The 26,202-nt window shown below is 32.4% G+C and carries 26 protein-coding genes and 1 pseudogene; 19 read left to right on the top strand and 8 right to left on the bottom strand.

All coding sequences use genetic code 11. The annotated features are described in order from the left end of the window. Positions 1 to 194: 194 nt before the first annotated feature. Positions 195 to 977, top strand: coding sequence for an ABC transporter ATP-binding protein (locus IDG66_RS00760; protein WP_000908178.1), 783 nt, complete (start codon positions 195 to 197; stop codon positions 975 to 977). 67 nt (positions 978 to 1,044) lie between these two features. Further along, positions 1,045 to 1,902, top strand: coding sequence for an HAD family hydrolase (locus tag IDG66_RS00755; RefSeq protein WP_000370917.1), 858 nt, complete (start codon positions 1,045 to 1,047; stop codon positions 1,900 to 1,902). A gap of 658 nt (positions 1,903 to 2,560) precedes the next feature. Here IDG66_RS00755 and IDG66_RS00750 read toward each other — a convergent pair. Next, the gene (locus tag IDG66_RS00750; protein WP_001792784.1) at positions 2,561 to 2,719 is read right to left on the bottom strand and encodes a hypothetical protein; all 159 of its coding nucleotides are present in this window, start codon (positions 2,717 to 2,719) and stop codon (positions 2,561 to 2,563) included. Positions 2,720 to 3,139: 420 nt separating this feature from the next. Here IDG66_RS00750 and IDG66_RS14265 point away from each other — a divergent pair. Both IDG66_RS14265 and IDG66_RS00745 read left to right on the top strand, forming a co-directional pair. After that, a pseudogene (locus IDG66_RS14265) lies at positions 3,140 to 3,238 on the top strand (recombinase family protein); the annotation flags it as partial. Between the two features lie 160 nt (positions 3,239 to 3,398). Continuing rightward, complete coding sequence (locus IDG66_RS00745; protein ID WP_001802298.1) at positions 3,399 to 3,503, top strand: hypothetical protein; 105 nt, start codon at positions 3,399 to 3,401, stop codon at positions 3,501 to 3,503. 432 nt (positions 3,504 to 3,935) lie between these two features. Here IDG66_RS00745 and IDG66_RS00740 read toward each other — a convergent pair whose 3' ends face one another. The 3 genes from IDG66_RS00740 to czrA all read right to left on the bottom strand — a co-directional run bounded on the left by IDG66_RS00740 (position 3,936) and on the right by czrA (position 6,595). Further along, complete coding sequence (locus IDG66_RS00740) at positions 3,936 to 5,027, bottom strand: hypothetical protein (RefSeq protein ID WP_000495683.1); 1,092 nt, start codon at positions 5,025 to 5,027, stop codon at positions 3,936 to 3,938. 265 nt (positions 5,028 to 5,292) lie between these two features. Further along, on the bottom strand, positions 5,293 to 6,273 hold the full coding sequence (gene czrB / locus IDG66_RS00735) for a CDF family zinc efflux transporter CzrB (RefSeq protein ID WP_000019743.1): 981 nt from the start codon (positions 6,271 to 6,273) through the stop codon (positions 5,293 to 5,295). 1 nt (position 6,274) lies between these two features. Continuing rightward, positions 6,275 to 6,595, bottom strand: a complete 321-nt coding sequence (gene czrA / locus IDG66_RS00730; RefSeq protein WP_000003759.1) for a Zn(II)-responsive metalloregulatory transcriptional repressor CzrA — start codon at positions 6,593 to 6,595, stop codon at positions 6,275 to 6,277. 151 nt (positions 6,596 to 6,746) lie between these two features. On the opposite strand from czrA, the gene IDG66_RS00725 reads away from it, so the two are divergent. The 6 genes from IDG66_RS00725 (at position 6,747) to IDG66_RS00700 (ending at position 12,606) form a co-directional block, all read left to right on the top strand. Continuing rightward, complete coding sequence (locus tag IDG66_RS00725; protein ID WP_001024095.1) at positions 6,747 to 7,412, top strand: SDR family oxidoreductase; 666 nt, start codon at positions 6,747 to 6,749, stop codon at positions 7,410 to 7,412. 435 nt (positions 7,413 to 7,847) lie between these two features. Beyond that, the gene (locus IDG66_RS00720; RefSeq protein ID WP_001127960.1) at positions 7,848 to 8,786 is read left to right on the top strand and encodes a type I phosphomannose isomerase catalytic subunit; all 939 of its coding nucleotides are present in this window, start codon (positions 7,848 to 7,850) and stop codon (positions 8,784 to 8,786) included. Between the two features lie 30 nt (positions 8,787 to 8,816). After that, on the top strand, positions 8,817 to 9,047 hold the full coding sequence (locus tag IDG66_RS00715) for a hypothetical protein (RefSeq protein WP_000808817.1): 231 nt from the start codon (positions 8,817 to 8,819) through the stop codon (positions 9,045 to 9,047). A 671-nt stretch (positions 9,048 to 9,718) separates the two neighbouring features. After that, a complete protein-coding gene (locus tag IDG66_RS00710) occupies positions 9,719 to 11,092 on the top strand; it encodes an EVE domain-containing protein (RefSeq protein ID WP_000123402.1) in 1,374 nt (457 codons plus the stop codon). 457 nt (positions 11,093 to 11,549) lie between these two features. After that, positions 11,550 to 11,963 (top strand): thiol-disulfide oxidoreductase DCC family protein, encoded by a 414-nt coding sequence (locus IDG66_RS00705; protein ID WP_001123300.1) that lies wholly within the window; start codon positions 11,550 to 11,552, stop codon positions 11,961 to 11,963. A 199-nt stretch (positions 11,964 to 12,162) separates the two neighbouring features. Next, entirely contained in the window at positions 12,163 to 12,606 is a 444-nt protein-coding gene (locus tag IDG66_RS00700; RefSeq protein WP_000070866.1) for a Dps family protein, read from the top strand. A gap of 120 nt (positions 12,607 to 12,726) precedes the next feature. Here IDG66_RS00700 and deoD read toward each other — a convergent pair whose 3' ends face one another. Beyond that, complete coding sequence (gene deoD / locus IDG66_RS00695; RefSeq protein WP_000160304.1) at positions 12,727 to 13,437, bottom strand: purine-nucleoside phosphorylase; 711 nt, start codon at positions 13,435 to 13,437, stop codon at positions 12,727 to 12,729. A gap of 314 nt (positions 13,438 to 13,751) precedes the next feature. On the opposite strand from deoD, the gene deoC reads away from it, so the two are divergent. From deoC to IDG66_RS00680, 3 genes are all read left to right on the top strand, one after another. Continuing rightward, positions 13,752 to 14,414: a deoxyribose-phosphate aldolase gene (gene deoC / locus IDG66_RS00690; RefSeq protein WP_000555148.1), complete on the top strand. Its 663-nt coding sequence runs from the start codon at positions 13,752 to 13,754 to the stop codon at positions 14,412 to 14,414. Positions 14,415 to 14,696: 282 nt separating this feature from the next. Beyond that, complete coding sequence (locus tag IDG66_RS00685) at positions 14,697 to 15,998, top strand: pyrimidine-nucleoside phosphorylase (protein WP_001242310.1); 1,302 nt, start codon at positions 14,697 to 14,699, stop codon at positions 15,996 to 15,998. Between the two features lie 13 nt (positions 15,999 to 16,011). Further along, positions 16,012 to 16,362 carry a DoxX family protein gene (locus IDG66_RS00680; protein WP_001024030.1) on the top strand — a complete coding sequence of 117 codons (351 nt, stop codon included), beginning with the start codon at positions 16,012 to 16,014 and terminating at the stop codon, positions 16,360 to 16,362. Positions 16,363 to 16,513: 151 nt separating this feature from the next. Here the strand turns inward: IDG66_RS00680 and IDG66_RS00675 are convergent, their stop codons facing one another. Beyond that, the gene (locus tag IDG66_RS00675; RefSeq protein ID WP_000164421.1) at positions 16,514 to 16,984 is read right to left on the bottom strand and encodes an S-ribosylhomocysteine lyase; all 471 of its coding nucleotides are present in this window, start codon (positions 16,982 to 16,984) and stop codon (positions 16,514 to 16,516) included. Between the two features lie 310 nt (positions 16,985 to 17,294). Here IDG66_RS00675 and IDG66_RS00670 point away from each other — a divergent pair, with 310 nt between their 5' ends. From IDG66_RS00670 to IDG66_RS00660, 3 genes are all read left to right on the top strand, one after another. Beyond that, positions 17,295 to 18,479 carry a M20 family metallopeptidase gene (locus IDG66_RS00670; RefSeq protein ID WP_001291500.1) on the top strand — a complete coding sequence of 395 codons (1,185 nt, stop codon included), beginning with the start codon at positions 17,295 to 17,297 and terminating at the stop codon, positions 18,477 to 18,479. After that, entirely contained in the window at positions 18,479 to 19,672 is a 1,194-nt protein-coding gene (gene ldmS / locus IDG66_RS00665; RefSeq protein WP_000183726.1) for an L-aspartate--L-methionine ligase LdmS, read from the top strand. Before IDG66_RS00670 ends, ldmS begins: the two co-directional genes overlap by 1 nt. A gap of 398 nt (positions 19,673 to 20,070) precedes the next feature. Further along, positions 20,071 to 20,742 carry a DUF2750 domain-containing protein gene (locus tag IDG66_RS00660; protein ID WP_000120549.1) on the top strand — a complete coding sequence of 224 codons (672 nt, stop codon included), beginning with the start codon at positions 20,071 to 20,073 and terminating at the stop codon, positions 20,740 to 20,742. A gap of 129 nt (positions 20,743 to 20,871) precedes the next feature. Here IDG66_RS00660 and coaW read toward each other — a convergent pair whose 3' ends face one another. After that, positions 20,872 to 21,675, bottom strand: a complete 804-nt coding sequence (gene coaW, locus IDG66_RS00655) for a type II pantothenate kinase (RefSeq protein ID WP_000862727.1) — start codon at positions 21,673 to 21,675, stop codon at positions 20,872 to 20,874. Between the two features lie 423 nt (positions 21,676 to 22,098). Between coaW and IDG66_RS00650 the strand changes: the two genes are divergently transcribed. The 3 genes from IDG66_RS00650 (at position 22,099) to IDG66_RS00640 (ending at position 25,547) form a co-directional block, all read left to right on the top strand. Next, a complete protein-coding gene (locus IDG66_RS00650) occupies positions 22,099 to 22,959 on the top strand; it encodes a GNAT family N-acetyltransferase (RefSeq protein WP_001040736.1) in 861 nt (286 codons plus the stop codon). Positions 22,960 to 23,070: 111 nt separating this feature from the next. Continuing rightward, the gene (rpoE, locus tag IDG66_RS00645; protein WP_000701483.1) at positions 23,071 to 23,601 is read left to right on the top strand and encodes a DNA-directed RNA polymerase subunit delta; all 531 of its coding nucleotides are present in this window, start codon (positions 23,071 to 23,073) and stop codon (positions 23,599 to 23,601) included. Positions 23,602 to 23,936: 335 nt separating this feature from the next. Then, positions 23,937 to 25,547: a CTP synthase gene (locus IDG66_RS00640; protein WP_000159960.1), complete on the top strand. Its 1,611-nt coding sequence runs from the start codon at positions 23,937 to 23,939 to the stop codon at positions 25,545 to 25,547. A 108-nt stretch (positions 25,548 to 25,655) separates the two neighbouring features. Here IDG66_RS00640 and IDG66_RS00635 read toward each other — a convergent pair whose 3' ends face one another. Further along, a complete protein-coding gene (locus IDG66_RS00635; RefSeq protein ID WP_000036005.1) occupies positions 25,656 to 26,177 on the bottom strand; it encodes a DUF2529 domain-containing protein in 522 nt (173 codons plus the stop codon). Between the last annotated feature and the right edge of the window lie 25 nt (positions 26,178 to 26,202).

Raw genomic sequence — 26,202 nt, 5'->3', positions numbered from 1 at the left:
GTATATGGCACCCTTTTAGATTAATCGACTAGAAGGGTGCTTTTTTAGGTCGACTTAGCTTTTACTTCATCTTAATTTGGCAGAAATGCGTAAAAATGAAGTGTTTTATTTATTTAAATAGTCTGACAATTAAGGGTGTTATGTTAATATGATTTTATGAGAAGTATGGAGTAGCAATAAAGGGGTGACCTCGCATGTTAATTCAATTAGATCAAATTGGGCGAATGAAGCAAGGAAAAACAATTTTAAAAAAGATTTCTTGGCAAATTGCTAAAGGTGATAAATGGATATTATATGGGTTGAATGGTGCTGGCAAGACAACACTTCTAAATATTTTAAATGCGTATGAGCCTGCAACATCTGGAACTGTTAACCTTTTCGGTAAAATGCCAGGCAAGGTAGGGTATTCTGCAGAGACTGTACGACAACATATAGGTTTTGTATCTCATAGTTTACTGGAAAAGTTTCAAGAGGGTGAAAGAGTAATCGATGTGGTGATAAGCGGTGCTTTTAAATCAATTGGTGTTTATCAAGATATTGATGAAGAAGTACGTAATGAAGCACATCAATTACTTAAATTAGTTGGAATGTCTGCTAAAGCGCAACAATATATTGGTTATTTATCTACAGGTGAAAAACAACGAGTGATGATTGCGCGAGCTTTAATGGGGCAACCCCAGGTTTTAATTTTAGATGAGCCAGCAGCTGGTTTAGACTTTATTGCACGAGAATCGTTGTTAAGTATACTTGACTCATTGTCAGATTCATATCCAATGCTTGCGATGATTTATGTTACGCACTTTATTGAAGAAATTACTAGTAACTTTACTAAAATTTTGCTATTAAAAGATGGGGAAAGTGTACAACAAGGATTAATAGATGATATTTTGACATCTGAAAACATGTCACGATTTTTCCAGAAAAATGTAGCAGTTCAAAGATGGAATAATCGATTTTCTATGGCAATGTTAGAGTAAATATTTTGCAAATACTAACTAATAATGACAAAATTTAATTAAGATAAAATGGACAGTGGAGGGCAATATGGATAACGTAAAAGCAATATTTTTGGACATGGATGGAACAATTTTACATGAAAATAATCAAGCATCACCGTATACGAAAGATGTCATTAATCGATTGAGAGAGAAAGGATATAAAGTATTTTTGGCAACAGGACGTTCGCATTCTGAAATACATCAACTTGTACCTCAAGATTTTGCGGTTAATGGCATCATTAGTTCAAATGGAACAATTGGAGAAGTAGATGGAGAAATTATCTTCAAGCATGGTTTATCATTGGCTCAAGTGCAACAAATTACTAATTTAGCTAAGCGCCAACAAATTTATTATGAGGTATTTCCTTTTGAAGGTAATAGAGTTTCTTTAAAAGAAGATGAAACATGGATGCGAGATATGATTCGTAGTCAAGATCCTATTAATGGCGTAAGTCATAGTGAATGGTCTTCAAGACAAGATGCGCTTGCTGGTAAGATAGATTGGGTAACTAAGTTTCCTGAAGGTGAATATTCAAAAATTTATCTATTCAGTTCTAATTTAGAAAAAATAACAGCATTTAGAGATGAATTAAAGCAAAATCATGTGCAACTACAGATTAGTGTTTCAAATTCATCAAGATTTAATGCGGAAACAATGGCTTATCAAACTGATAAAGGTACAGGCATTAAAGAAATGATTGCACATTTTGGTATTCATCAAGAAGAAACGTTAGTTATTGGAGATAGCGACAATGATAGAGCAATGTTTGAATTTGGTCATTATACAGTTGCTATGAAAAATGCACGCCCTGAAATCCAAGCATTAACTTCAGATGTAACGGCATACACGAATGAAGAGGATGGCGCAGCAAAATATTTAGCAAAGCATTTTTTAGCTGATTAATAACATCGGCAGTTATTTATTATTTAATTTACAATAGTTGAAGAGTAATTTACAAAGGAGCAGTAAAGTTATTTTCTATTAGAAAATGTCTTACTGCTCCTTTGTATGCTAGTAATCCAGATACTAGTGTTATTTCTTCTTTTTGTCTTTCTTCTCCATATATGGAATGAAGAAAATCACAAATAGGGCACAGAGTATAGCTACAATTGAACCGTATGTCATATTAGCATCACCTTTTATATGGTTTATGCATTTAAGTATACTATAACAACTACCGTTATTTTAAGTAGGGGTGTATTTGCGTTAGAGCCCCTAACAACTCCAAAATCGCATTTGTGATTTTGGGATAATCAAACATTTCATTCCATAAGTAAGATATGTTTCACTTTATATGAGTTTTTTACATTCACATTCTGTAGTGGTTGTAAGAAAATTTTTTCTTTCTCTTAGGCAGTAATAGGCAATTTACCTGTACTAGTATGAACTTAGTAGTTAAATCGTTCATTAAGATTAAAAAAACTTAGGAATCTCTTCCAAATGCAATTCGTCTTGGTAAGCATTAATTTCATCTAATATTTTTGTTATTGATTCAACTTTATCTTTTTCTAGGGAGGCCGGAAATACAAGGTTTTACTTGAAATTTAAAACCATCAGTGAATTATTTAAATCTACGATTTATTCGACCACTTGTACTTTCTTTTCTTGGCTTATACATGACTATTTTCAAGTTATCCGTTACAAGTTCATTATATACACCTTCTATTAGCTCAAACGATTGTGTTAATGAATTAAATAAGGCATCACTTGATTTACTCATTGTTATGCATGATTATAAAACGAGAATAATAAAGTAGTAGCACACCTATATATAGTGGAATCCTTTGATTATCTTTCGTTTTAAAGTTAATGCTTTCTTTCCAGTCAAACTGTGCTTGATGATCAGGTTTTGTCTCGAATCTTGTTGTATCTTTAGGCGACATCTATTGATAACATTTCATAATATAAGGAGTAAATTCATCATGTTTAAGTATATAAGCTCTAAATGTATAATATGCACAGGTTAATCCATGTTTTTCCTTCGAATATTGCCAAAGTATACGCTTATAGTAAAATTTTTGTTCACTAGTGTCTGAAAGTAATTTTTCGAGGATAGGATAATACTTATCAATAATAGACTGACGATTTCTCTTTCAAAGTTTTCATTTTTCAATGTCTATTTTGAAGGGAGCATATCAGCCGAAAAGGTTGGTGCTCTTCTTTACCAGAGAATAAAAAATGAGAAATTAAATTTTTATATGATGAACAAACGATAACAGGGGAAGAAATAGCTAGTTAGACAAGGGTATGTCACTCAACTGTTTATCGAGTTGATTAAGAAATGAAAAAACTTATACTATGAATTACTGTTTAAAAGTGTGCATGTTATAATATTTATTGAGCAAGTTGGATAGATGGTGGCTAATCTCTTAATAAAGGGGTGATGCCTATGGTTATAGTTGTTACTCCTAGAAAGGACTAGCATGTCTGATTTTGAAATGCTGATGGTTGTATTAACAATCATTGGTTTAGTATTGATTAGTACTCAAGACCATAAAAAATAACCTTCTATTCGCTTTGACCGGCATTTTGAAGGCTATTTTTAAATAAAATATAAGGTCACCGTCTTTTTAACGGGCTCATTAGGGTAACATGTTTCCGAGTGTTGCCCTTTTTGTGTTTCAAGAGTTAAAGATTTTCATCTTTTGCTTCTACTTACTACAAATATATTTTAACACATTTTTCTTATGAATTGTAGTTCTGAACATAATCAGAATTAATAAAACCAACTTTCCATACAGCAGAAAATACAATTAAAAGTATAGAATGTAATCACGAATTATATAAAAAGTATTGGAGACCTCTTCATATATAGATAATTCACTTAGTTATTTTAGAAAGAAGCCCCTAACAACTAAAGTTGAAAAGTAGGAGCGCCTGCGCTAAGCGCATGCATAAGAGCCCCTAACAACTAAAGTTGTAAGGGGCTCTAAAATTTATTTTGGTTGATTGTCTTCTGGTTTATCTGAAGTCATTGTTTTTGTTGTATTATCATTTAATGAATCTTGTGCTTTTTCTGTTTTTGTTTCAACAGATGTTGTCACTTTATCATTTTCTACTTTTGTATTTTTTGGTTCAGTGACAACTTTTTTATTCTTGTCAGCTGTTTTTACTTTATCTTTAGTAATTTTTTGACCACGTTTTAAGTAATATTGAACGATACCCATTAAAATGATTGCATGAATAACAACGAATAAAATAATTGTCATTACTGTATAAACTCTTATGATATTTTCTGCAACACTTTGAGAGAGTGATTGCGTATTAAATGAAATCAAGTAACCAACAGGTGTTTTAAATAAAATAATAATTAAGTTTAATAATAGTATTCCAATGAAAAATTTGAAAAATGTTTTTTGACCATTTTTCATTGCTTTAAATCCATTAGCTAAGTGTGTTTTTACTTTATCGTTAGTTGATTCAACGAAACTAGTCATAAAGTTGAAAACAGGTATTAACAATAACCAAGTAATAATTGCTTTAATCAATAAAACAACAATGATTATGATGCTTTGAGTTGTAATAGCAATACCAATCAGGTGTGTACTATCTGCATATGATGATTGTACTGAATTCATAATCATTTCTGATACTGGAGAAAATAATTTGTATAGTAATGATGTCAGAAGTGAAAGAACGATAATCATTGCTATAGATACAAGACCTATCAGAACGCTCTTTAAATAATTACCTTTTTTAAATGCAATAAATAAATCGGTAAATTTTACTTTTTCATGACTCATTGCTCGTTTCATAACATTTGTAATTCCGATAAAAATTTGAACTAAAACAAACAGTGAAACTACAGCTGCTATAAGTAATACAGCGATAACTTTTAAATATGCATCTACTGGTGGTTTTTGCCCAAATTGTGAATAAATTGCAATAGTTTGTACATACTTAGCAAGCTGGAAATTAGCAAGTAAATATACAACTGCAATTACAGCAAATGCTATAAGTGCATATATCAATGTTATTAATAATTGTGGTTTAGCATTTTTAAATGCTGATTTAAAGTAAGTAAACAAAGTGGTGCCTCCTTTTCTTCATATAAATACAATAACAAAAAACACGTTATTTTCATATTAATATCTAATAAAAATTAATTAAAGTGACTAAAGTTAGAGAATTATAATAGTAAATTGTCAAAAATATGACTAATGTAAGAAATAATAGTTGAAAATTTGTTAATAAACATTGCATCATCAAAGACCAAACAAGTCGCCATAAAGACATAAAAAACCTACTGCCATTGAAAAGTTTAATCGATGCAATGGCAGTAGGTTAAAATTATTAATGTGCATGCGCGTGATGATGAGCATGATGGTTATGTGAATGACTATGTGTTCCTGAACATATAATCGATTCATCATGTTTGTGATTAGGCGTTTCTAATTGAATAGTCATATGGTGAATATTTAAATGTAATAAATCATGCTCAATGTTTTCTAATAATAATTCACATTCTTTCATTGTCAATGTATGGTCTACAACAACATGACAACTCAATGCATTCATATCATTTGAAATTGTCCAAACATGGCAATCATGCACACTTTGTATTCGTGAATCCTTTTTAATAGTAGTTATAACTTCATCTATATCAACATCACTTGGTGTGCCTTCCATTAAAATGTTAATAGAAGATTTTGTGATACCCCAAGCACTTTTTAAAATAATAACGGAAACTAAAATACTTGCGATAGGATCGGCGATTGTCCATCCAAATGCCCAAATTAAAATAGCTGCAGTAATGGCGCCAACTGAACCTAATAAGTCTCCGATAACATGTAGAAAAGCACCACGCATATTTAAATTGTGTGAAGTGTCGCCGCCTTTAAACATAAAGAATGCAACAACGATATTGACAATTAAACCAATAATGCTAATGATTAACATTTCTTTTGATTGAACTTCAGAAGGAACAAAGAAACGTTTAATCGCTTCAAAAACAATCAAAATACTTATTACAAAAAGCGTTACACCGTTAAATAACGCTGCGAGTACTTCGAAACGTTTATAACCAAATGTTTTTGTAGTTGTGGCATTCTTTTCAGCATAAATAAATGCGACAAGTGCAACACCTAATGAGAATGTGTCGCTAAACATATGGATACCGTCAGATAGTAATGCCAAGCTGTTAGCAAGGAGACCGCCGATGATTTCGATAAACATATATAGACCGATTATTAAAAACGATATAAACAATACTTTCTTATTATTTGTAGTTACATGACTATGCATATGGTCATGATGATGATGTGAATGAGACATATTATAACCCACTTTCTTTAGGATGATTCGCGTGATGTATGGCTTGCTTTAACATAGTTGCTACGTGGATGTCATCTAATGAATAAATCATTGATTGGCCTTGTCGTTTTGCTTTCACAAGATGCACACTTTTAAGTAATTTTAATTGGTGCGAGACATTTGATTGAGATAAATTCAATTGATGTGAAATGTGACCAACACTTGCTTCACTGACTGATAACAATTCCATGATACGTATTCGATTGTAATCGCCTAATGCCTTGAAAATTTCAGTTACGCGTTCTAATGTATCTGTATTTATTTCTGAATATTGTTCTGACATTATATGACAATCCTTTCATATGAATATTTGTTCATATATTAATTTAATACGTTCCCAGTAGTATGTCAATTGATTTTTATAGTTGTAACAAGTTTTACATATCTCATAAAGTGGTATGGCATAGAGAATAATAAATAGGAGAGTGTTGTAAATGAATATTTTGGTTATAGGTGCTAATGGCGGTGTAGGTTCGTTACTAGTGCAACAATTAGCAAAAGAAAATGTACCATTTACTGCTGGTGTTAGGCAATCAGATCAACTTAATGCGTTAAAATCACAAGGTATGAAAGCAATTCTTGTTGATGTTGAAAATGATTCAATAGAGACTTTAACTGAGACGTTTAAACCATTCGATAAAGTTATCTTTTCAGTAGGTTCTGGAGGGAACACGGGTGCAGATAAAACAATTATTGTCGATTTAGATGGTGCTGTTAAATCAATGATTGCGAGTAAAGAGGCTAATATTAAACACTATGTCATGGTTTCAACATATGATTCGAGACGTCAGGCTTTTGATGATAGCGGTGATTTAAAGCCATATACAATAGCTAAACATTACGCTGATGACTATTTAAGACGTTCAGGTTTGAATTATACAATTTTACATCCAGGGGCACTTACAAATGCAGCAGGATCTGGAAAGATAGAAGCTGCACAATATTTTGATGGTAAAGGTGAAATTCCTAGAGAAGATGTTGCGACAGTATTAAAAGAAATTGTCACATCCAATCATTTTAATCACCAAGAGTTTCAAATTATTAGTGGTGAGCAGGACATTAAAGATGCTTTAACTCAATTTGAAATTGAAAAGGATTAATAAGGATAGTAAATATGATTTGAAGCGGGTTACGTTTTCGTAACTCGTTATTTTTTTGAAAATGATGAATTATAAGTATGAATAAGTACGTATTGTCTATGCATTTTACAAAGAATTTGAACAATGTATGGCACAACTATTAAAGTTGTTTATTAATTGGTATAATGGGCGAGTAAATTTAAAGGGAAATGTGTACAAATGTAAGAGAGAGATAATCTCTATGCTATTAATTTTTAAAAATGTTAAAGTACTGTAAATTTAAGTGAAGCGCTTTAATTGGCAGTACTGCAATGTTAGTAAATATGGTACAATCACTAATAGTTAATTTGAAATGTGGAAGTTTATAATACGATGTAAATGAGAACAAAATCAAAATATAATGGAACAACAACATCAGAGTTCTATTGCTTACTTAATCACAATGGAGGTGCAACAATGCCATTATTTTTACAACCAATTTTAAAAACAAAATTATGGGGCGGTCAACGTCTAAGTGAGTTTGGATATCAATTAGACAATGATACAACTGGGGAATGTTGGTGTGTGTCAGCACATCCAAATGGTACGAGCGAGATTATTAATGGACCATATCAAGGTCAAACATTAGACCGTATTTGGTCAGAACATCGTGAATTGTTTGGTGATTTCCCAAGCAAAGATTTTCCGCTTCTAACTAAAATAGTGGATGCAAGAGAATCACTTTCTATTCATGTGCACCCTGATAATTCTTATGCTTATGAGCATGAAAACGGGCAATATGGCAAATCTGAATGTTGGTATATTATAGATGCAGAAGAAGATGCAGAAATAGTTATAGGGACTTTAGCAGAGTCTAGAGAAGAAGTTGCGAATCATGTTCAACACGGAACGATAGAGTCGATACTTAGATATATTAAAGTAAAACCTGGAGAATTCTATTTTATTCCAGCAGGAACAGTACATACTATTTCTTCAGGAATATTAGCATACGAAACGATGCAATCGTCAGACATTACATATAGACTTTATGATTTCAATCGTCAAGATAATCAATATAATGATAGACCGTTAAATATTGAAAAAGCTTTAGACGTTATTCAGTACAATGCACCATTACCTAATATTTTGCCTGAAAGTGAAATTATTGAAAACCATAAGTGTACACACATTGTATCGAATGATTTCTTTACATTGGTTAAATGGGAAATTTCTGGCACGTTAAATTATATGAAGCCTAGAGAGTTCTGTTTAGTTACAGTGTTGGAAGGTGAAGGACAAATGATTGTCGATGGTGAAATTTTCAAACTGACTACTGGTACAAACTTTATTTTGACTTCTGAAGATTTGGATAGTGTCTTTGAAGGCGATTTCACATTGATGATTAGCTATGTGTAATAGTGTAATAACAATTTAGGAGTGAATGATTTGAAGCAATTTCTATATATTGCGTTAGTATGTGGTGTGATAGCAGGTCTTGGTGCTTTCTTACATATACCGCAGTATCCGAGCATGACAATTCCACGTATAGTAGCTATTTTAGGAATTATCAGTGCTATGTTGACTTTTAAAGACAAGCAAATCAGCGCCTCATTAAAGTTTAGCGCATTGTTAATTAATGTGCTGCCATTATGCGGTACCTTTGTAGCTTCAAATTAATTGTCGATAGCGCGTTTGAATAAAGTACAGTGCATTAACAGAAGAAATATGATCGTGTTAATGACATTGATGAAAATAAAGCACATCAACATAACCTCTCACTTGCATAGTAGTGAGGGGGTTTTTGTTGGTTTATATAAAATGAAGTAATTAATATTTAATGAAAATTAAGACATGATAAAATTCTAACGGCAGTATAGATATTTAAAAATGTGTATCAATGGCGCTATAGAGATAAGCAAGCTTAGTGGTATCATATATAAATTTGTAATTTTTATTGCATAGTGTATGCAAGCATGTTTTTTATATGCAAAATAGGTAGCTAAATATGTTAAACTGTTTGTAACAATTTTTATCATTAAGACAGATATAATAAATAAAATATAGAAAACTGATTAAAAGGTATACAGTTGCTCGTATGTGTGTCCAACTGTATTTAGAGTCGCACTTGTTGTAAAGCAAAATAGTTCGACTTACTTAGAAGTGAAAACGATAAGGGTCTGGGACGTAAATTAATGTCCTGGGCGCTACAATGTTATAGGAAATGCGATTAAAATCGCAGTGAACAAAGGGTATACAGTTGTTCGCATACGCGTCCAACTGCATAAGAAACACTAAAAGAATGTAATTCATAGTGTTTCTAAAATTTATTCAGGTTAAGGAGTATTAAGATGACAGCAGAAACGAATTATTTTTGGTTGAATTGTGGATATAACCGTTGGAATCATAATGAACCGTTAGTAGGACAAACAGCTTTATTTGAATCAGGCGCACATTTTAACCCATCTCAAGGATTTAGAGCGTTTAAAAAGGCTAAAGTAGGAGATCAAGTCATCTTTTATCAAGTTCAGACGGATACTGGACTACTTGGATGTGGTGAAATTATTAGTGTTGAAACAGGTGCACAAAATAAAATACGTGTACAGTTTCGTTTTAATGAACAATTGAAACCATTAACAGCAGATTATTTAAAGCGTAGTGAAGCTTTGGAATTTCGTATGAGTAATATGAAAGAGACATTGTTCAATCAAATCACTGCAGAAGAGTTTGATTTAATAAGTGGTCTTGGTAAAGGCGAAATTAAGATACCGCGTTATTTCTTTTTAGCTGAAACTGAAGAATTTGAACCTGGAAACCAATATACGATTTATACGCACACGTACAACGGTATTAAACGTAATGGTTATCATTTTTATACTCAGTTAGAAGAAGGCGACAATATTATTTTTTATAATCGAACGAAAAATCAATCTGTCGTTGGAATTGGAGAAGTATCAAAGCATATTCATGAAAAACCACCAATTCCTGGTAGAACAAATAGTACAGTGATTGAAGTGTCTTATGAGAAAGACATTACACCGATTACATTAAGTACATTAAATAAGCATCCTAAATTGAAAAACTTATATTTCCTTCAAGAAAATGCAAAACAGGCTATTGCAAGTATGTCACAAGCACAGTATGATGCAATTATTGAAATGAGCGATAATAATGGATTGAAATCTCCATTTGAAATGGTTCAAAAACCAGATATGCTTGAAAGTGAAAAAGAAGAAGCGTTAAAGCCATTTATTTTACTTGTTGTAGATCGAAAAGAAGAAGGCTTAAAAGCGGCTAATGACTTATTGCAAAAAGCGAATGCAAATCCTGTTATAACAACAGGTCATCCTGATTTTTCAGAAGATATGCTTTATGGCAAGTATTTACCAAATGAAACAGGGGCATTATACTATCGTGAAGGGTTTATTACTCAATTAATGCCTAAAAAGGATAAAAGTTATTTAGTTATTGATAATTTTAATCGTATAGATACAGACATTTTCCAAACGTATATTAATGTGTTAGAAGGCTATGAAGTAACATTACCACGTTATAATAAAGACGGTAATATGATTAAATGGTCACGACAAAAAGATTCTTTCTATTATTTCAATCCTAATTGGCATATTGTAGGTATTACATATGACAGTTTAGAGGAAATTAAGGAGAAATATTCAGAGCAGTTTTTAAAATACACACGTATAGTCAAAGTCAAACATGACTAATGATATATGGTAGTTTTTGAAAAGAAGTAAGGATAGGATTAAAAATTGCATAATTGCATATTTGAATAACCGCATAAAGAAAAAATGACGGGTAATCAACCATAAGAGCTAATTAAGAGCTTATGATAGATTACTCGTTTTTATTTTAATAAATAATAAAGACAGTATATGAATATAAAAGAATTTATGTTACAGAATTAAAACTTTATATGAGTTTTCCAGTGGTATGTTGAATAAGACGAATGACCAAACGCTAAGTTAATAATAAGAAATAAGATTACACTGTAGATTGAGAAATTTAAAGTAAATAAAAAATACATTATACAATAAATATAAAACTGAAAAATAAATTTTATGGCAATTTCGTGTCGCGAGGACTTATCAAGTGACAACCTTGTTTAAATGTTTTTAAATTAGGAAAAATGACTATAAGTACTATTAAAGGAGCGAATAAATTATGCCAATCGTATATTATGATGGAAACTGTATATATTGTTATAACTATGTCATTTGGTTAATTCAACATGACCTACCAAGAAATTATCAATTTGCCACGTTAAAAGGTGAAGTTGGCCAACAATTTTTTAAACAACATCCAGAAGCGGCAAATAAAAATAGTGTGATTTTACAGAAAGGTGATTGTATATATTTTGAATCGCAGGCGATTATTAAACTAATCACAGCACTACCTAATCGAACTAAATTATTGGGCGTAGGTTTATGGCTTGTACCTAAACCAGTCCGTAATTTCGGTTATCGAATGTTTGCTAATAATAGAAATAGAATGTGGAAAACAACATGGCACCAACCAAATGATTATGAAAAATCGTTCTTTTTAGATGATAATGCGAAAGTAAAACTTACTGATTGATAAAACATACTTGCTAATTGATAATGGATATATTAGATGATGAATTAAAATTTAGGCATTTAAATAGCGGAACACTTTACGGTTAGATTAGAATAATTATAAAAAAGAGAGTAAAAACACTTTACAGATTAGAATCATTATAATATAATAATTAATATAAACAAGCAAGACGTAGACAATTTTAAGGAGTGTATTAAATATGAGTAATCAACAAGATGTTGTAAAAGAATTGAATCAACAAGTAGCAAACTGGACAGTAGCTTACACAAAGCTACATAATTTCCACTGGTATGTGAAAGGACCTAACTTCTTCTCATTACACGTTAAATTTGAAGAATTATATAATGAAGCAAGCCAATATGTAGACGAATTAGCTGAAAGAATTTTAGCGGTAGGAGGAAACCCTGTAGGTACATTAACTGAATGCTTAGAGCAATCAATTGTTAAAGAAGCTGCGAAAGGTTACTCTGCAGAACAAATGGTTGAAGAATTATCACAAGACTTCACAAATATCTCAAAACAATTAGAAAACGCAATCGAAATTGCTGGTAATGCTGGCGATGATGTATCAGAAGATATGTTTATAGGTATGCAAACATCAGTAGATAAACATAATTGGATGTTTAAATCTTACTTAAGCTAATCTACAGATAAGTAATAATATAAATAAAAGCCAACACATAAATGGGGATACGCCCAGAATGTGTTGGCTTTTTGAGTTTAATCGCATTGTTAAAGAGCAATTAAAGTCAATTTAAATAAGTTACTCTGCGATTTCTAAAGCGATTTCCATCATTTGTGTAAATGAATTTTGACGTTCTTCAGGTGTAGTAGCTTCGTCACGTAAAATATGATCACTTACTGTGAAAATACCAAGTGCTTTTTTACCAGCATGAATCGCATTTAAATATAAACCAGCTGATTCCATTTCGATACCTAAAATACCCATTTTTTTCCAAGCATCATTGAATGTTGGATCGGCATTGTAAAATGTATCAGAAGATAATACGTTACCTACGTGTGTAGTAGCACCGATTTGGTCAGCGACATTTTTAGCTTTAGTTACTAACTCGAAGTCAGCGATAGGCGCGAAATGACCTGGAATATTGTATTGATCTACATAATTTGAATTAGTTGATGCAGCTTGTGCAATAATAACATCGTATAAGTTAACATTTTCTTGTAATGCGCCACAAGAACCGATACGAATGATTGTATCTACATCAAAGAAGTTGTATAACTCATATGAGTAAATACCAATACTTGGAATACCCATACCAGAACCCATTACAGAAACTTCTTTACCTTTATATGTACCAGTGTAACCAAACATGTTACGTACATCGTTAAATTGTTCAACATTTTCTAAAAAATTATCAGCAATATATTTTGCGCGTAGCGGATCGCCAGGCATTAATACTGTTTTAGCAATTTTTACTCCATTTGGTTGAATATGTGGTGTACCTTTTGTCATTTGTTATCTTCTCCTTAATATTCATTAATAATTTTAAGATAACATTTGTTTCCCTTTTTTGCGAATTTTTGTACTATAGAATTAAAGAATTATAAAAATATAATCCTGATTAGCTTGTTGTCAAGTCATCGTTCATAATGAAGATATCACGTTCAATTGTATTGTTTGTTTATGGGAAATGAATTAATGTAATAGTATATGTATGCGGTTACATAAAAAGCGAACATCTAACCTGATATTTAAATGAACCTGACGCTCAATCAACTAATTTACAACCGTATTTTTATAATCAACCATAAAGGAGGAGATAGAAAATGCATAGTGCAAAATTGATTGATCACACTTTATTGAAGCCTGAGTCAACACGTACGCAAATCGATCAAATCATCGATGAAGCGAAAGCATACCATTTTAAATCTGTATGTGTGAATCCAACGCATGTTAAATATGCAGCAGAACGACTAGCTGATTCAGAGGTGTTAGTTTGTACGGTAATAGGATTCCCATTAGGTGCATCGACAACTGCGACGAAAGCATTTGAAACAGAAGATGCGATTCAAAATGGTGCAGATGAAATTGACATGGTCATCAACATCGGCGCATTAAAAGATGGACGTTTTGATGATGTACAACAAGACATTGAAGCAGTGGTTAAAGCTGCGAAAGGTCACACAGTAAAAGTGATTATTGAGACGGTATTGTTGGACCATGACGAAATCGTAAAAGCGAGTGAATTAACAAAAGCGGCTGGTGCGGACTTCGTTAAAACTTCAACAGGTTTTGCAGGTGGCGGTGCGACTGCAGAAGACGTTAAATTAATGAAAGATACAGTAGGTGCTGATGTAGAAGTAAAAGCATCAGGTGGCGTACGTAATTTAGAAGATTTCAATAAAATGGTTGAAGCAGGTGCGACACGTATTGGTGCGAGCGCAGGCGTTCAAATTATGCAAGGTTTAGAAGCAGATTCAGATTACTAATTTTATAAAAAAATATGTAAGCATGGGACATCGTAACCATATATATAAGTATGTCGATATCAGCTTTAAGACATCATAAATGCCATGATGATTCTAAGTTAATTTAATAGGGACTTTAACGTTATAACCAATCTATTTAAGAATAATAACATCGCATTGAAATTGTGATATTAAAAATGAAATCGATAGCTTGCTATAATAATTTTCGCTTGTGCTTTTAAAAATGGACTAGAGAAAGCGCAGATGCTTTGTCCTAAGCTTTTTAAGAAAAGGATGATAAAAATGAGAATGATAGACATTATTGAGAAAAAGCGTGACGGTCATACACTAACAACGGAAGAAATTAATTTCTTTATTGACGGCTATGTTAAAGGGGATATTCCTGATTACCAAGCATCAAGTTTAGCAATGGCGATTTATTTCCAAGATATGAATGATGATGAGCGTGCAGCATTAACGATGGCTATGGTTAATTCTGGTGATATGATAGATTTGAGTGATATTAAAGGTGTCAAAGTAGATAAGCACTCAACAGGTGGTGTAGGAGATACAACTACATTGGTTTTAGCACCATTAGTAGCAGCTGTAGATGTTCCTGTTGCAAAAATGAGTGGGCGTGGATTAGGTCATACAGGTGGTACGATTGATAAATTAGAAGCAATTGATGGTTTTCATGTTGAAATAGATGAAGCAACATTTGTGAAATTGGTTAATGAAAATAAAGTGGCAGTTGTAGGACAATCAGGAAATTTAACTCCTGCAGACAAAAAATTATATGCCTTAAGGGATGTTACTGGTACTGTCAATTCAATACCATTAATTGCCTCTTCAATTATGAGTAAAAAGATTGCTGCTGGTGCAGATGCAATTGTATTAGATGTAAAAACTGGTAGCGGTGCATTTATGAAAACATTAGAAGATGCTGAAGCATTAGCGCACGCAATGGTACGTATTGGTAATAATGTGGGACGTAATACGATGGCGATTATTTCTGATATGAATCAGCCACTTGGACGTGCGATTGGCAATGCGCTTGAGTTACAAGAAGCAATTGATACGTTGAAAGGACAAGGTCCGAAAGATTTAACAGAACTTGTATTAACATTAGGTTCTCAAATGGTTGTACTTGCAAACAAAGCTGAAACGCTTGAAGAAGCGAGAGCGTTGCTAATTGAGGCAATTAATTCAGGTGCAGCATTAGAAAAATTCAAAACATTTATTAAAAACCAAGGTGGCGACGAAACTGTTATTGACCATCCAGAGCGTTTGCCACAAGCTCAATATCAAATTGAATATAAAGCTAAAAAATCAGGTTATGTGACTGAATTAGTCTCTAACGATATAGGTGTCGCTTCGATGATGTTAGGAGCGGGACGTTTAACAAAAGAGGATGATATTGATTTAGCGGTTGGTATTGTTTTAAATAAAAAAATTGGTGATAAAGTAGAAGAAGGAGAATCATTATTAACGATTCACAGTAATCGCCAAGATGTAGACGATGTTGTTAAAAAATTAGATTCAAGCATAACAATTGCTGATCATGTTGTATCGCCTACATTAATTCATAAAATCATTATAGAATAGGAGTTGAAGCTGATTGAACATACTAAGATATTTATTAGGAATAGGTTTTAGTGTAATAGGTGTATTGCATTTTACACGAGAACGACAATTTAGAAATATCATACCGAAATGTTTCCCACTTCGAAAAACAGCGGTTCTTGTTACAGGAATCTTTGAGATATTATTTGGACTTGCACTTTTAATTAAAAGACCATCTCAATGCTTGAAAAATACAATCAATCTATTCTTGCTAGCTGTATTCCCAGCTAATATCTATATGGCAGTTAAAAAGTTACCTTTAGGAGATAAACAATTGCCAACATGGCAACTATATTTAAGGTTACCTATGCAGTTCGTGTTAATGGGACTAATTAAGAAATTATAGTGGTTCTCAAATAAATCGGACAAATGTTAAAGATTTTACTTTTTCATTTGTTCGATTTTTTGACTTTGAAGCATAATAAAAAGCAGTTGGACAATGGCGATTGTAACATCATTGTTCGACTGCTTTTCTGATTAACTTGATTGACTAAGATTTATTTTCCTGTACCGAAAACATCATGCCATTCGTTTCGTTTGTCTAGAAATGCTTGAGCGATAGTTTTAGCACCTTCTAATGAATGACTTGCTGCCCAGCCACATTGTACTTCATTACAAGCAGGCACTTCAGTAGCATTTAGCACATCATTTAAAGTTGCTTCAACAATATTTAATACATCATCATAATTATCATGATTAATAAATGATACATAGAAACCAGTTTGGCAACCCATAGGACTTAAATCAACAACTTTGTCACTATGATTTCTAATATTTTCAGCCATTAAATGTTCTAATGAATGTAGTCCGGGCATATCCATATGTTCTTTGTTTGGTTGTTTGAAACGAATGTCGTATTTGTGAATGACATCTCCGTTTAATCCTTCCATCGTTCCCGCTAATCTAATAAATGGGGCAACCACTTTAGTATGATCTAAATTGAAACTTTCAACATTCATTTTTGTCATTTTGAATTTCCTCCTATTAACTACTCAAAACTATAAAACGCTTATGATTTGTTGCATTATAAAACTTAAGTTTGTTGTAAGTTGTGTTTCTAACAATACTTAAATTGTAACAATAGGGCTTATGTTTTACAATTTGAAACTGTTTTATAAATTTATGAAAGGCTTTTAGTTATTAGAAAATTTTGTAAATAAAGAAAAACTAGATGACATCATGAGATAAAACCGATAGAATAAGTAATAATTCATTTTGAAAGAACAAAATATTGTGGATGATTAAAATGAGTGTAGGGTAAAAGGGAGATAGTAAAAAATGAGTGAAAAACAACAAATTCTCGATTATATAGAAACAAATAAATATAGTTATATCGAAATCAGTCATAGAATTCATGAACGTCCTGAACTTGGTAATGAAGAAATATTTGCGTCTCGAACTTTAATAGATCGTTTGAAAGAGCATGATTTTGAAATTGAAACCGAGATTGCTGGGCATGCAACTGGGTTTATAGCGACATATGATTCAGGTCTTGACGGGCCAGCTATAGGTTTTTTAGCAGAATACGATGCTTTGCCAGGGTTGGGTCATGCTTGTGGTCATAATATCATTGGAACTGCAAGTGTGCTTGGTGCAATTGGTTTGAAGCAAGTGATTGACCAAATTGGTGGTAAAGTAGTCGTTCTTGGATGTCCAGCTGAAGAAGGTGGGGAAAATGGTAGCGCTAAAGCTTCTTATGTCAAGGCTGGTGTGATTGATCAAATAGACATTGCCTTAATGATTCATCCGGGAAATGAAACTTATAAAACGATTGATACTTTGGCAGTGGATGTTTTAGATGTTAAATTTTACGGAAAAAGTGCTCATGCCTCTGAAAATGCAGATGAAGCGTTAAATGCATTAGACGCTATGATTAGTTATTTTAATGGTGTAGCACAACTACGACAACATATTAAAAAAGATCAACGTGTGCATGGTGTGATTTTAGATGGCGGGAAAGCAGCTAATATTATTCCAGACTATACACATGCTCGTTTTTATACTAGAGCAATGACGCGTAAAGAATTGGATATATTAACAGAAAAAGTAAATCAAATCGCACGTGGAGCTGCGATACAGACTGGTTGTGATTATGAATTTGGTCGAATTCAAAACGGTGTGAATGAATTCATTAAAACGCCGAAATTAGATGATTTATTTGCTAAATATGCTGAAGAAGTTGGTGAAGCAGTTATTGATGATGATTTTGGTTATGGCTCTACGGATACAGGGAACGTAAGTCATGTTGTGCCAACAATACATCCTCATATTAAAATAGGATCACGTAATTTAGTAGGACATACGCATAGATTTAGAGAAGCGGCTGCGAGTGTACATGGTGATGAAGCATTAATTAAAGGCGCTAAAATAATGGCGTTGATGGGGTTAGAGTTAATTACAAATCAAGACGTTTATCAAGACATTATTGAAGAGCATGCGCATTTGAAAGGGAATGGGAAGTAATGACAAATAATGGTAATGAGCCGAACTTAACGTTAAGTGATTTATATGACAAAGATGTTGTCTATACGTCAAGACCTTCGTATATATCGAATCCATGGTTGAAACCGGACGAACATCAATCTAATTTTTTAACTGGTAGGGAGTTATTAATAGCAAATCAATTACCTGTTATTGTTCACGAAGCTAGTGCGACAGACAAATTGCATCAGCTATTTCAAGTTATTGGTAAGGAAGTACCGAACTCAATTTATACATTTAACAATCAGCAATCTTACGAAAACTTGATCAAACAATTGGCACATAAGGAAAATAAAAAGATTTATTTTCAATATATTCATGATGAAACAATCTTGAATCAGCAATATTATGCATTAGATAAAACGTTATTTGTTGCTTTAAATAATAAAGCAAGAATACCTGAATGGACAAATGGGAAGTTTTTACCAAAAAGAAAAGTTGTAAAAATTGAGCAATTCGAAAACGAGATTAAGAATTGGGAATTCCCGTTAGTAATTAAGCCGGGAGATGATCTTCCGACAGCAGGTGGCTATGGCGTTATGATTTGTTATCATGATGCAGATTTACAAAAAGCGATAACGCGTATTAAAGAGGCAACTGCTGAAACGAATTCGCTTATTATCGAACAGAAGATTGAAGAAAAAGCGAATTATTGCGTTCAGTTTGCATACTCGGAATCGCTAGGCATTCAATATCTTGGTGCGGCAACGCAATTAACGGATAAGTACGGATTTTATAACGGAAATGAAAATACTACTAATGTACCAGAGCACGTTATAGAAGCAGGTAGACAAATTATGGAAAACGGTGTGAATCAAGGATTCTTTGGTGTAGCTGGTTTTGACCTACTCGTCGATGAGGATGATAACGTTTATGCGATTGATTTAAACTTTAGACAAAATGGTTCAACGAGCATGTTATTACTTGCTAACGAGTTGAATTCAGGATATCAAAAGTTTTATAGTTATCATTCAAAAGGTGATAACACACATTTCTTCAATACGATTTTGAAATATGTCAAAGAAGGTAGTTTATACCCGTTATCTTATTATGATGGTGATTGGTACGGTGAAGATAAAGTTAAATCAAGGTTTGGCTGTATTTGGCATGGTGATTCAAAAGAAACAGTACTGGAGAATGAACGCGCATTTTTAGCTGAACTTGAACACTATTAGAGTTCGGAACATAAGGCGCTACAATGTTGTGTTGCCAGTAGTTGACTGAATATGCGTTTGTAACAAGCTTTTTTCGATTCTAGTCAACAGTAATTAAATTTATGATATGGCAATACTTTGTAATACTAATATTAAATGGCGACTTTTATTTCACTATGTTATAAGAGTTGCCATTTTGTTGATAAAGGTATACTAAAGGTTATCGTTTTGAAATTTTTAGTAACTAGATATGTTTCGTGTTATAGACCGAATTTGTGTATACGTAAAATTTAATGCTATTGAATTTTTAAAATGAAAAACATGACATTAAATTGAATTCATAATATGTCTAATTGACTAACTTGTTGGAGTCATTTACTATTTTATGTATGACATATTTTAAAAAGTGAGGGTCAAGCATGTCTTATAAAGCATATCCATTCTTTAGAGATATATTAATAAATGAATGTATTTATTTCGCCTCTAAAAATAAAAAACTAGTACGCCTAAATTATAAAAGTGAAGCGTATGTAGGCGTTTGGACAGAAGAAAGTGTGGCCGTATCATTTTTAACAAGTCGTGATATTCCATTTGATAAAGTTGTAAAAATGGACGTTGATCGTTTTGCTACTTATGAATTAGATGAATTGTTTGATGAACAAGACCATATTATTATGAATCAAACAATGGAAGAAGAAGGGCATCTACTAAACGTTGTAGCTGTTACACAAGAAGTGATGACGGAATTAGATAAAATTAGAATCAAAGAATTTGTCCAAGATGTAGCGAAATATGATGAAGTATACGGCTTAACTAAAAAAGGTAGTAAGCAGTTTATTCTCATTAGTGAAAATGATAGCGACGAAAAAAAGCCGCATATTATGCCTGTATGGAGTATTAAAAACAGAGCGTTAAAAGTTCGAGATGAAGATTTTGAAGAGTGTGATTTAATTACGATTGAAGGTTCTGTTTTCGGAGAATGGCTAGATGAACTTAGAGATGATCATAAAGCCGTTGCGATAGATTTAAAAACTGGCGTGGTTGGTACAATTGTTTCAGCGCAAAAATTGTCTAATGAACTTACATTTTAATTGAATTGAGTTGTAAGTAATTAAGTGATAATAAATGGAACAATACGTATTCAAAACACTTAGACCATAAAATAAAAGGCCATTTATATAGCGTTTATTTAAAACAACGCGCATATAAATGGTCTTTTTCTATTTTTCTAAATATAATGCACCAATAGCACCTGAAAATGCGCCGTTTTCAACATAGTACGGTTTGCAACCGCGTAACACAGTATAATCTTCCACAACTTTGCGTAATAAAGCGTTATTATGAAATGAAGAACCGATATAAACGATATTTTCAGTTTTAAATTCACGTGCAACAGTAATGGCCATTGTCGTAACAACTTCGCCAACGACACCAATAACGGCTGCTAATTTATTGCTAGGTGTAAAATCAGCATCTAAATGATGTAGTACATGACCAAAATTAGCTGCTGTTAAATCACCGGGAATGGGTGGTTCGGTATCTTTATAAATATGTCTAACCTTTAAATCGATAGTGTTACGATCACCGTGTTGTGCCATGTCAGTTAACTGTTTATAATCAGTGATTTGACTTAGTAAATAACCGAGTCCTTGAATCATGCCTCCACCTGTACCGATACCGCCTACACGACGTTGTGATTGGCCGTCGAAATAATGTAGTGACGTACCGGTACCAACATTTGCAAAAATATAATCTGCTAAGTCATGGCCTTGCTCTTTTAACAAAATACCTAGTCCTTGAGATGCAGCATCAAACTCTACAAAAATTTGTGCAGGAATGTTGATGTTTTCAGCAATGACACCTGCATTACCTCCAGTTAAGCATAATTTTTCAATTTGCTGTTGGTTTAACCATTCCACAACTTGATCAATATTTTTAGTTAATTCAGTTTTAAAAGTACGTTGGTTATCTTGCTCTTGAACGATTTTAATTAGTGTACCGCCAGCGTCAATGCCAACTTTCATAAGATTCCCACCTCATTATTAATGTCTATCCTTAAATAATAGTATAGTAAAATGACTAAAAAACAAGTAATAATAGTAATTATTAACAAATTTGATGCCATTGTATTTCAACATTGTAAGCGTATCGCAATTAATGTATTACAAACGTAGACGTTAAGTTATATATATTATTTTCTAGGAATTTTGAAGTTGTATAGGATTGTTAGTTAGTGACGCAATATTAAAAGTAGTTCGTACGCAGTGTATTTGTAAGTCTCTGATTAAAATGATAAGTAATGAGGAGTAGCACATTAATTTTAAAATTCAAAAAATATAAATAAGTAATTTATTTAACTTAGAGCAAATAATGGTATCGTAGTGAAATAATAGGTAAAATAATATGGGGATTCATGCTTCATATATAAAAAGATAGGGGTTAAATATATGGCTAAAGAACTTTGTTTTGAAGGTATCACTTTAAAAGCATTTGATGAACAATATCGTTCAGCAATTAATGATTTTGACTTGAATGAAAGACAACAAATATATTCATCTTTACCTAAAGAAGTTATTGATGATGCAATTAATGATGCTGATAGGATTGCTAACGTAGCAATAAACGATAAAAATGAAGTGGTGGGCTTTTTTGTATTACATCGTTACTATCAGCATGAAGGTTATGATACACCTGAAAATGTCGTTTATATTCGTTCATTATCGATTAATGAAAAATATCAAGGTTTTGGATATGGCACGAAAATAATGATGTCATTGCCGCAATATGTTCAAGGTGTATTTCCTGATTTTAATCATCTATATCTAGTAGTAGATGCGGAAAATGACAATGCTTGGAACCTTTACGAACGTGCTGGATTCATGCATACAGCGACTAAAGAAGAAGGACCAATTGGCAAAGAACGACTATATTACTTGGACTTAGATTCAAAACATGTTTCGTCATTAAAGCTTGAAGAAGAAAGTCGTTCAGAAGTGACCAATGTACATATCATTAATTTAATGATTGATGGCCAAAAGGTTGGCTTTATCGCATTGGAGCAGATTGGTGAACGCATGAACATTGCTGCTATTGAAGTGGATAAATCATATCGCTTTAATGGTATTGGTTCAAGTGCGCTGCGACAATTGCCAACTTACTTAAGAAAAAACTATGACAACCTTAATGTGATTACGATGATTCTGTTTGGAGAGAATAATGATTTTAAACCATTATGTCTAAATAGTAATTTCGTTGAAATCGAACAAACTGATGATTATGTCGTTTTTGAAAAATATTTAAATTACTAACAGTGATTGCGAAATATGATATTGTCATTTATAATTTAGTTTTGTTACTATATATAAATGAATTCAGACGTATAAATTTAGATTATATCCTTCGAAAGGAAGTATTGGGCAATGAAAATTCAAGATTATACAAAACAAATGGTTGATGAAAAATCATTTATTGATATGGCTTATACATTATTGAATGATAAAGGCGAAACAATGAACTTATATGATATCATCGATGAATTTAGAGCGTTAGGTGATTATGAGTACGAAGAAATTGAAAATCGTGTTGTACAATTTTACACGGATTTAAACACAGATGGTCGTTTTTTAAATGTTGGAGAAAATTTATGGGGATTACGTGATTGGTATTCGGTAGATGATATTGAAGAGAAAATCGCACCAACTATTCAAAAATTCGATATTCTGGATGCAGATGATGAAGAAGATCAAAACTTAAAATTATTGGGCGAAGATGAAATGGATGACGACGATGATATTCCAGCTCAAACAGATGATCAAGAAGAACTAAATGATCCAGAAGATGAGCAGGTTGAAGAAGAAATCAATCATTCGGATATAGTCATTGAAGAAGATGAAGATGAACTAGACGAAGACGAAGAAGTGTTTGAAGACGAAGAAGACTTCAACGATTAATTTTTTGTTTGACTTTTAGTTGAAAGATGATAAAATTTTATTCGGGCTCCTTTAAATAGGACACGTGTATAAAATTTATACGCTCCCCTTACAGAATTTGTGAGAGGGAGCGTTTTTTTATTTAATTGAGTAAATCAAGAAATGATAACGCAAAAATCAAAGTTGTAAATGATATACATAGTGACATAGCAGTATGGAAACGGTAAGTAAACAGAATTTAATTTTGTCGAATTCGACAAATAAACAACTTGAATGAGCTTGCTTTAATGTTATGTTTTACGTAATTTTTACAATTGATGAGGAAGCATTCCCTTTAATAATTAGGAGGTCAAGACATGACAAAATTTATTTTTGTAACAGGTGGCGTAGTTTCATCATTAGGGAAGGGTATTACAGCATCTTCTCTAGGTAGATTATTAAAAGATAGAGGTCTAAATGTAACAATTCAAAAATTCGATCCATACTTAAATGTTGACCCAGGTACAATGAGTCCTTATCAACATGGTGAAGTATTCGTAACGGATGATGGTGCAGAAACTGACCTAGACTTAGGACATTACGAAAGATTTATCGATATTAATTTAAACAAGTTTTCAAATGTGACAGCCGGTAAAGTGTATTCACACGTATTGAAAAAAGAACGTCGTGGTGATTACTTAGGTGGAACAGTTCAAGTTATTCCGCATATTACAAATGAAATTAAAGAACGTTTATTACTTGCAGGGGAAAGTACGAATGCAGACGTTGTTATCACTGAAATTGGCGGTACAACAGGTGATATTGAGTCATTACCGTTTATTGAAGCGATTCGTCAAATTCGTAGCGATTTAGGTAGAGAAAATGTTATGTATGTTCACTGTACATTACTGCCTTATATTAAAGCTGCTGGAGAAATGAAAACGAAGCCAACACAACATAGTGTTAAAGAATTACGAGGCTTAGGTATTCAACCAGACTTAATCGTTGTAAGAACTGAATATGAAATGACACAAGATTTAAAAGATAAAATTGCATTATTCTGTGACATTAATAAAGAAAGTGTTATTGAATGTCGTGATGCAGACTCTTTATACGAAATTCCATTACAATTAAGCCAACAAAATATGGATGATATCGTTATTAAACGTTTACAATTAAACGCGAAATATGAAACACAGCTTGATGAATGGAAACAGTTGTTAGATATCGTTAATAATTTAGATGGTAAAATTACAATTGGTTTAGTAGGTAAATATGTTAGCTTACAAGATGCATATTTATCAGTTGTTGAATCATTGAAACATGCTGGATATCCTTTTGCCAAAGATATTGACATTAGATGGATTGATTCAAGTGAAGTAACAGATGAAAATGCAGCCGAATACCTTGCAGATGTCGACGGTATTTTAGTACCAGGTGGATTTGGTTTCCGTGCAAGTGAAGGTAAAATTAGTGCAATTAAGTATGCTAGAGAAAACAATGTACCATTCTTTGGTATTTGTTTAGGAATGCAACTTGCAACAGTTGAATTTTCAAGAAACGTATTAGGCCTTGAAGGCGCACATTCAGCTGAATTAGACCCAGCAACACCATACCCAATTATAGATTTATTACCAGAACAAAAAGATATCGAAGATTTAGGTGGTACATTACGCTTAGGCTTATATCCATGTTCAATTAAAGAAGGCACATTGGCACAAGATGTTTATGGTAAAGCGGAAATTGAAGAAAGACATCGTCATCGTTATGAATTTAATAATGACTATAGAGAACAATTAGAAGCAAATGGTATGGTAATTTCTGGTACAAGTCCAGATGGACGTTTAGTAGAAATGGTAGAGATTCCGACAAATGATTTCTTTATTGCTTGTCAATTCCACCCAGAATTCTTATCTAGACCAAATCGTCCGCACCCGATTTTTAAATCATTTATTGAAGCTTCGTTAAAATATCAACAAAATAAATAAATTTGCTAATAAAACCGGTACTTTCATTGTTAAACATTGAAAGTACCGGTTTTTCATATAATTTTAATATTATGTTAGTGACAAGGTATGAAATAACAATAGTGACTTTTATAATTCTAAGTCTCTTGTCATTTCAATCATTTGTGTATAAATGTCATAGTATACATAATTCAATGCCATCGCATGTGGTTGGACAATCTTATCGTAATCTTCAGTGTAGACTATAGGTCTTGGTGTAGATAAATCGATAAAATGTACGAGATGATCAGGGAAATCATCTGTTTTAGGTTTGTTGCTTATTAAGACCACATCGATATCTAAGTCGATAAGTTTTTGAATATCTAATGCAACTTGATCATTATAAAATGGTGCGAATAATAATACACGATCAGTTGAGTCAATTTCTTTAAAGTCTTTAATAGCGTCAAGTTTTCGGCTAGATTTTAAACGCTCATCACTATGTAGAATGAAACTTTCGAAAAACTGTAAATCATCATAACCTTTTACATAAACATAACCTTCGCCACCAATTGCTTGAATTAAACATTGGGCGGCCATTTGAATTTCTAAAGATTGTTTTTCTAGCCTATTAAAGATACCTATTAGTTGTGTGTTTAAGATTTTTGACATCTTTATCCTCCAATCTACTTATAAA

This window comes from Staphylococcus sp. EG-SA-18, assembly GCF_017151825.1.
Classification (GTDB): domain Bacteria; phylum Bacillota; class Bacilli; order Staphylococcales; family Staphylococcaceae; genus Staphylococcus; species Staphylococcus aureus.
The sequence above is the reverse complement of the archived record's forward strand: the minus strand, read 5'-3'. Positions and strand labels throughout refer to the sequence as shown.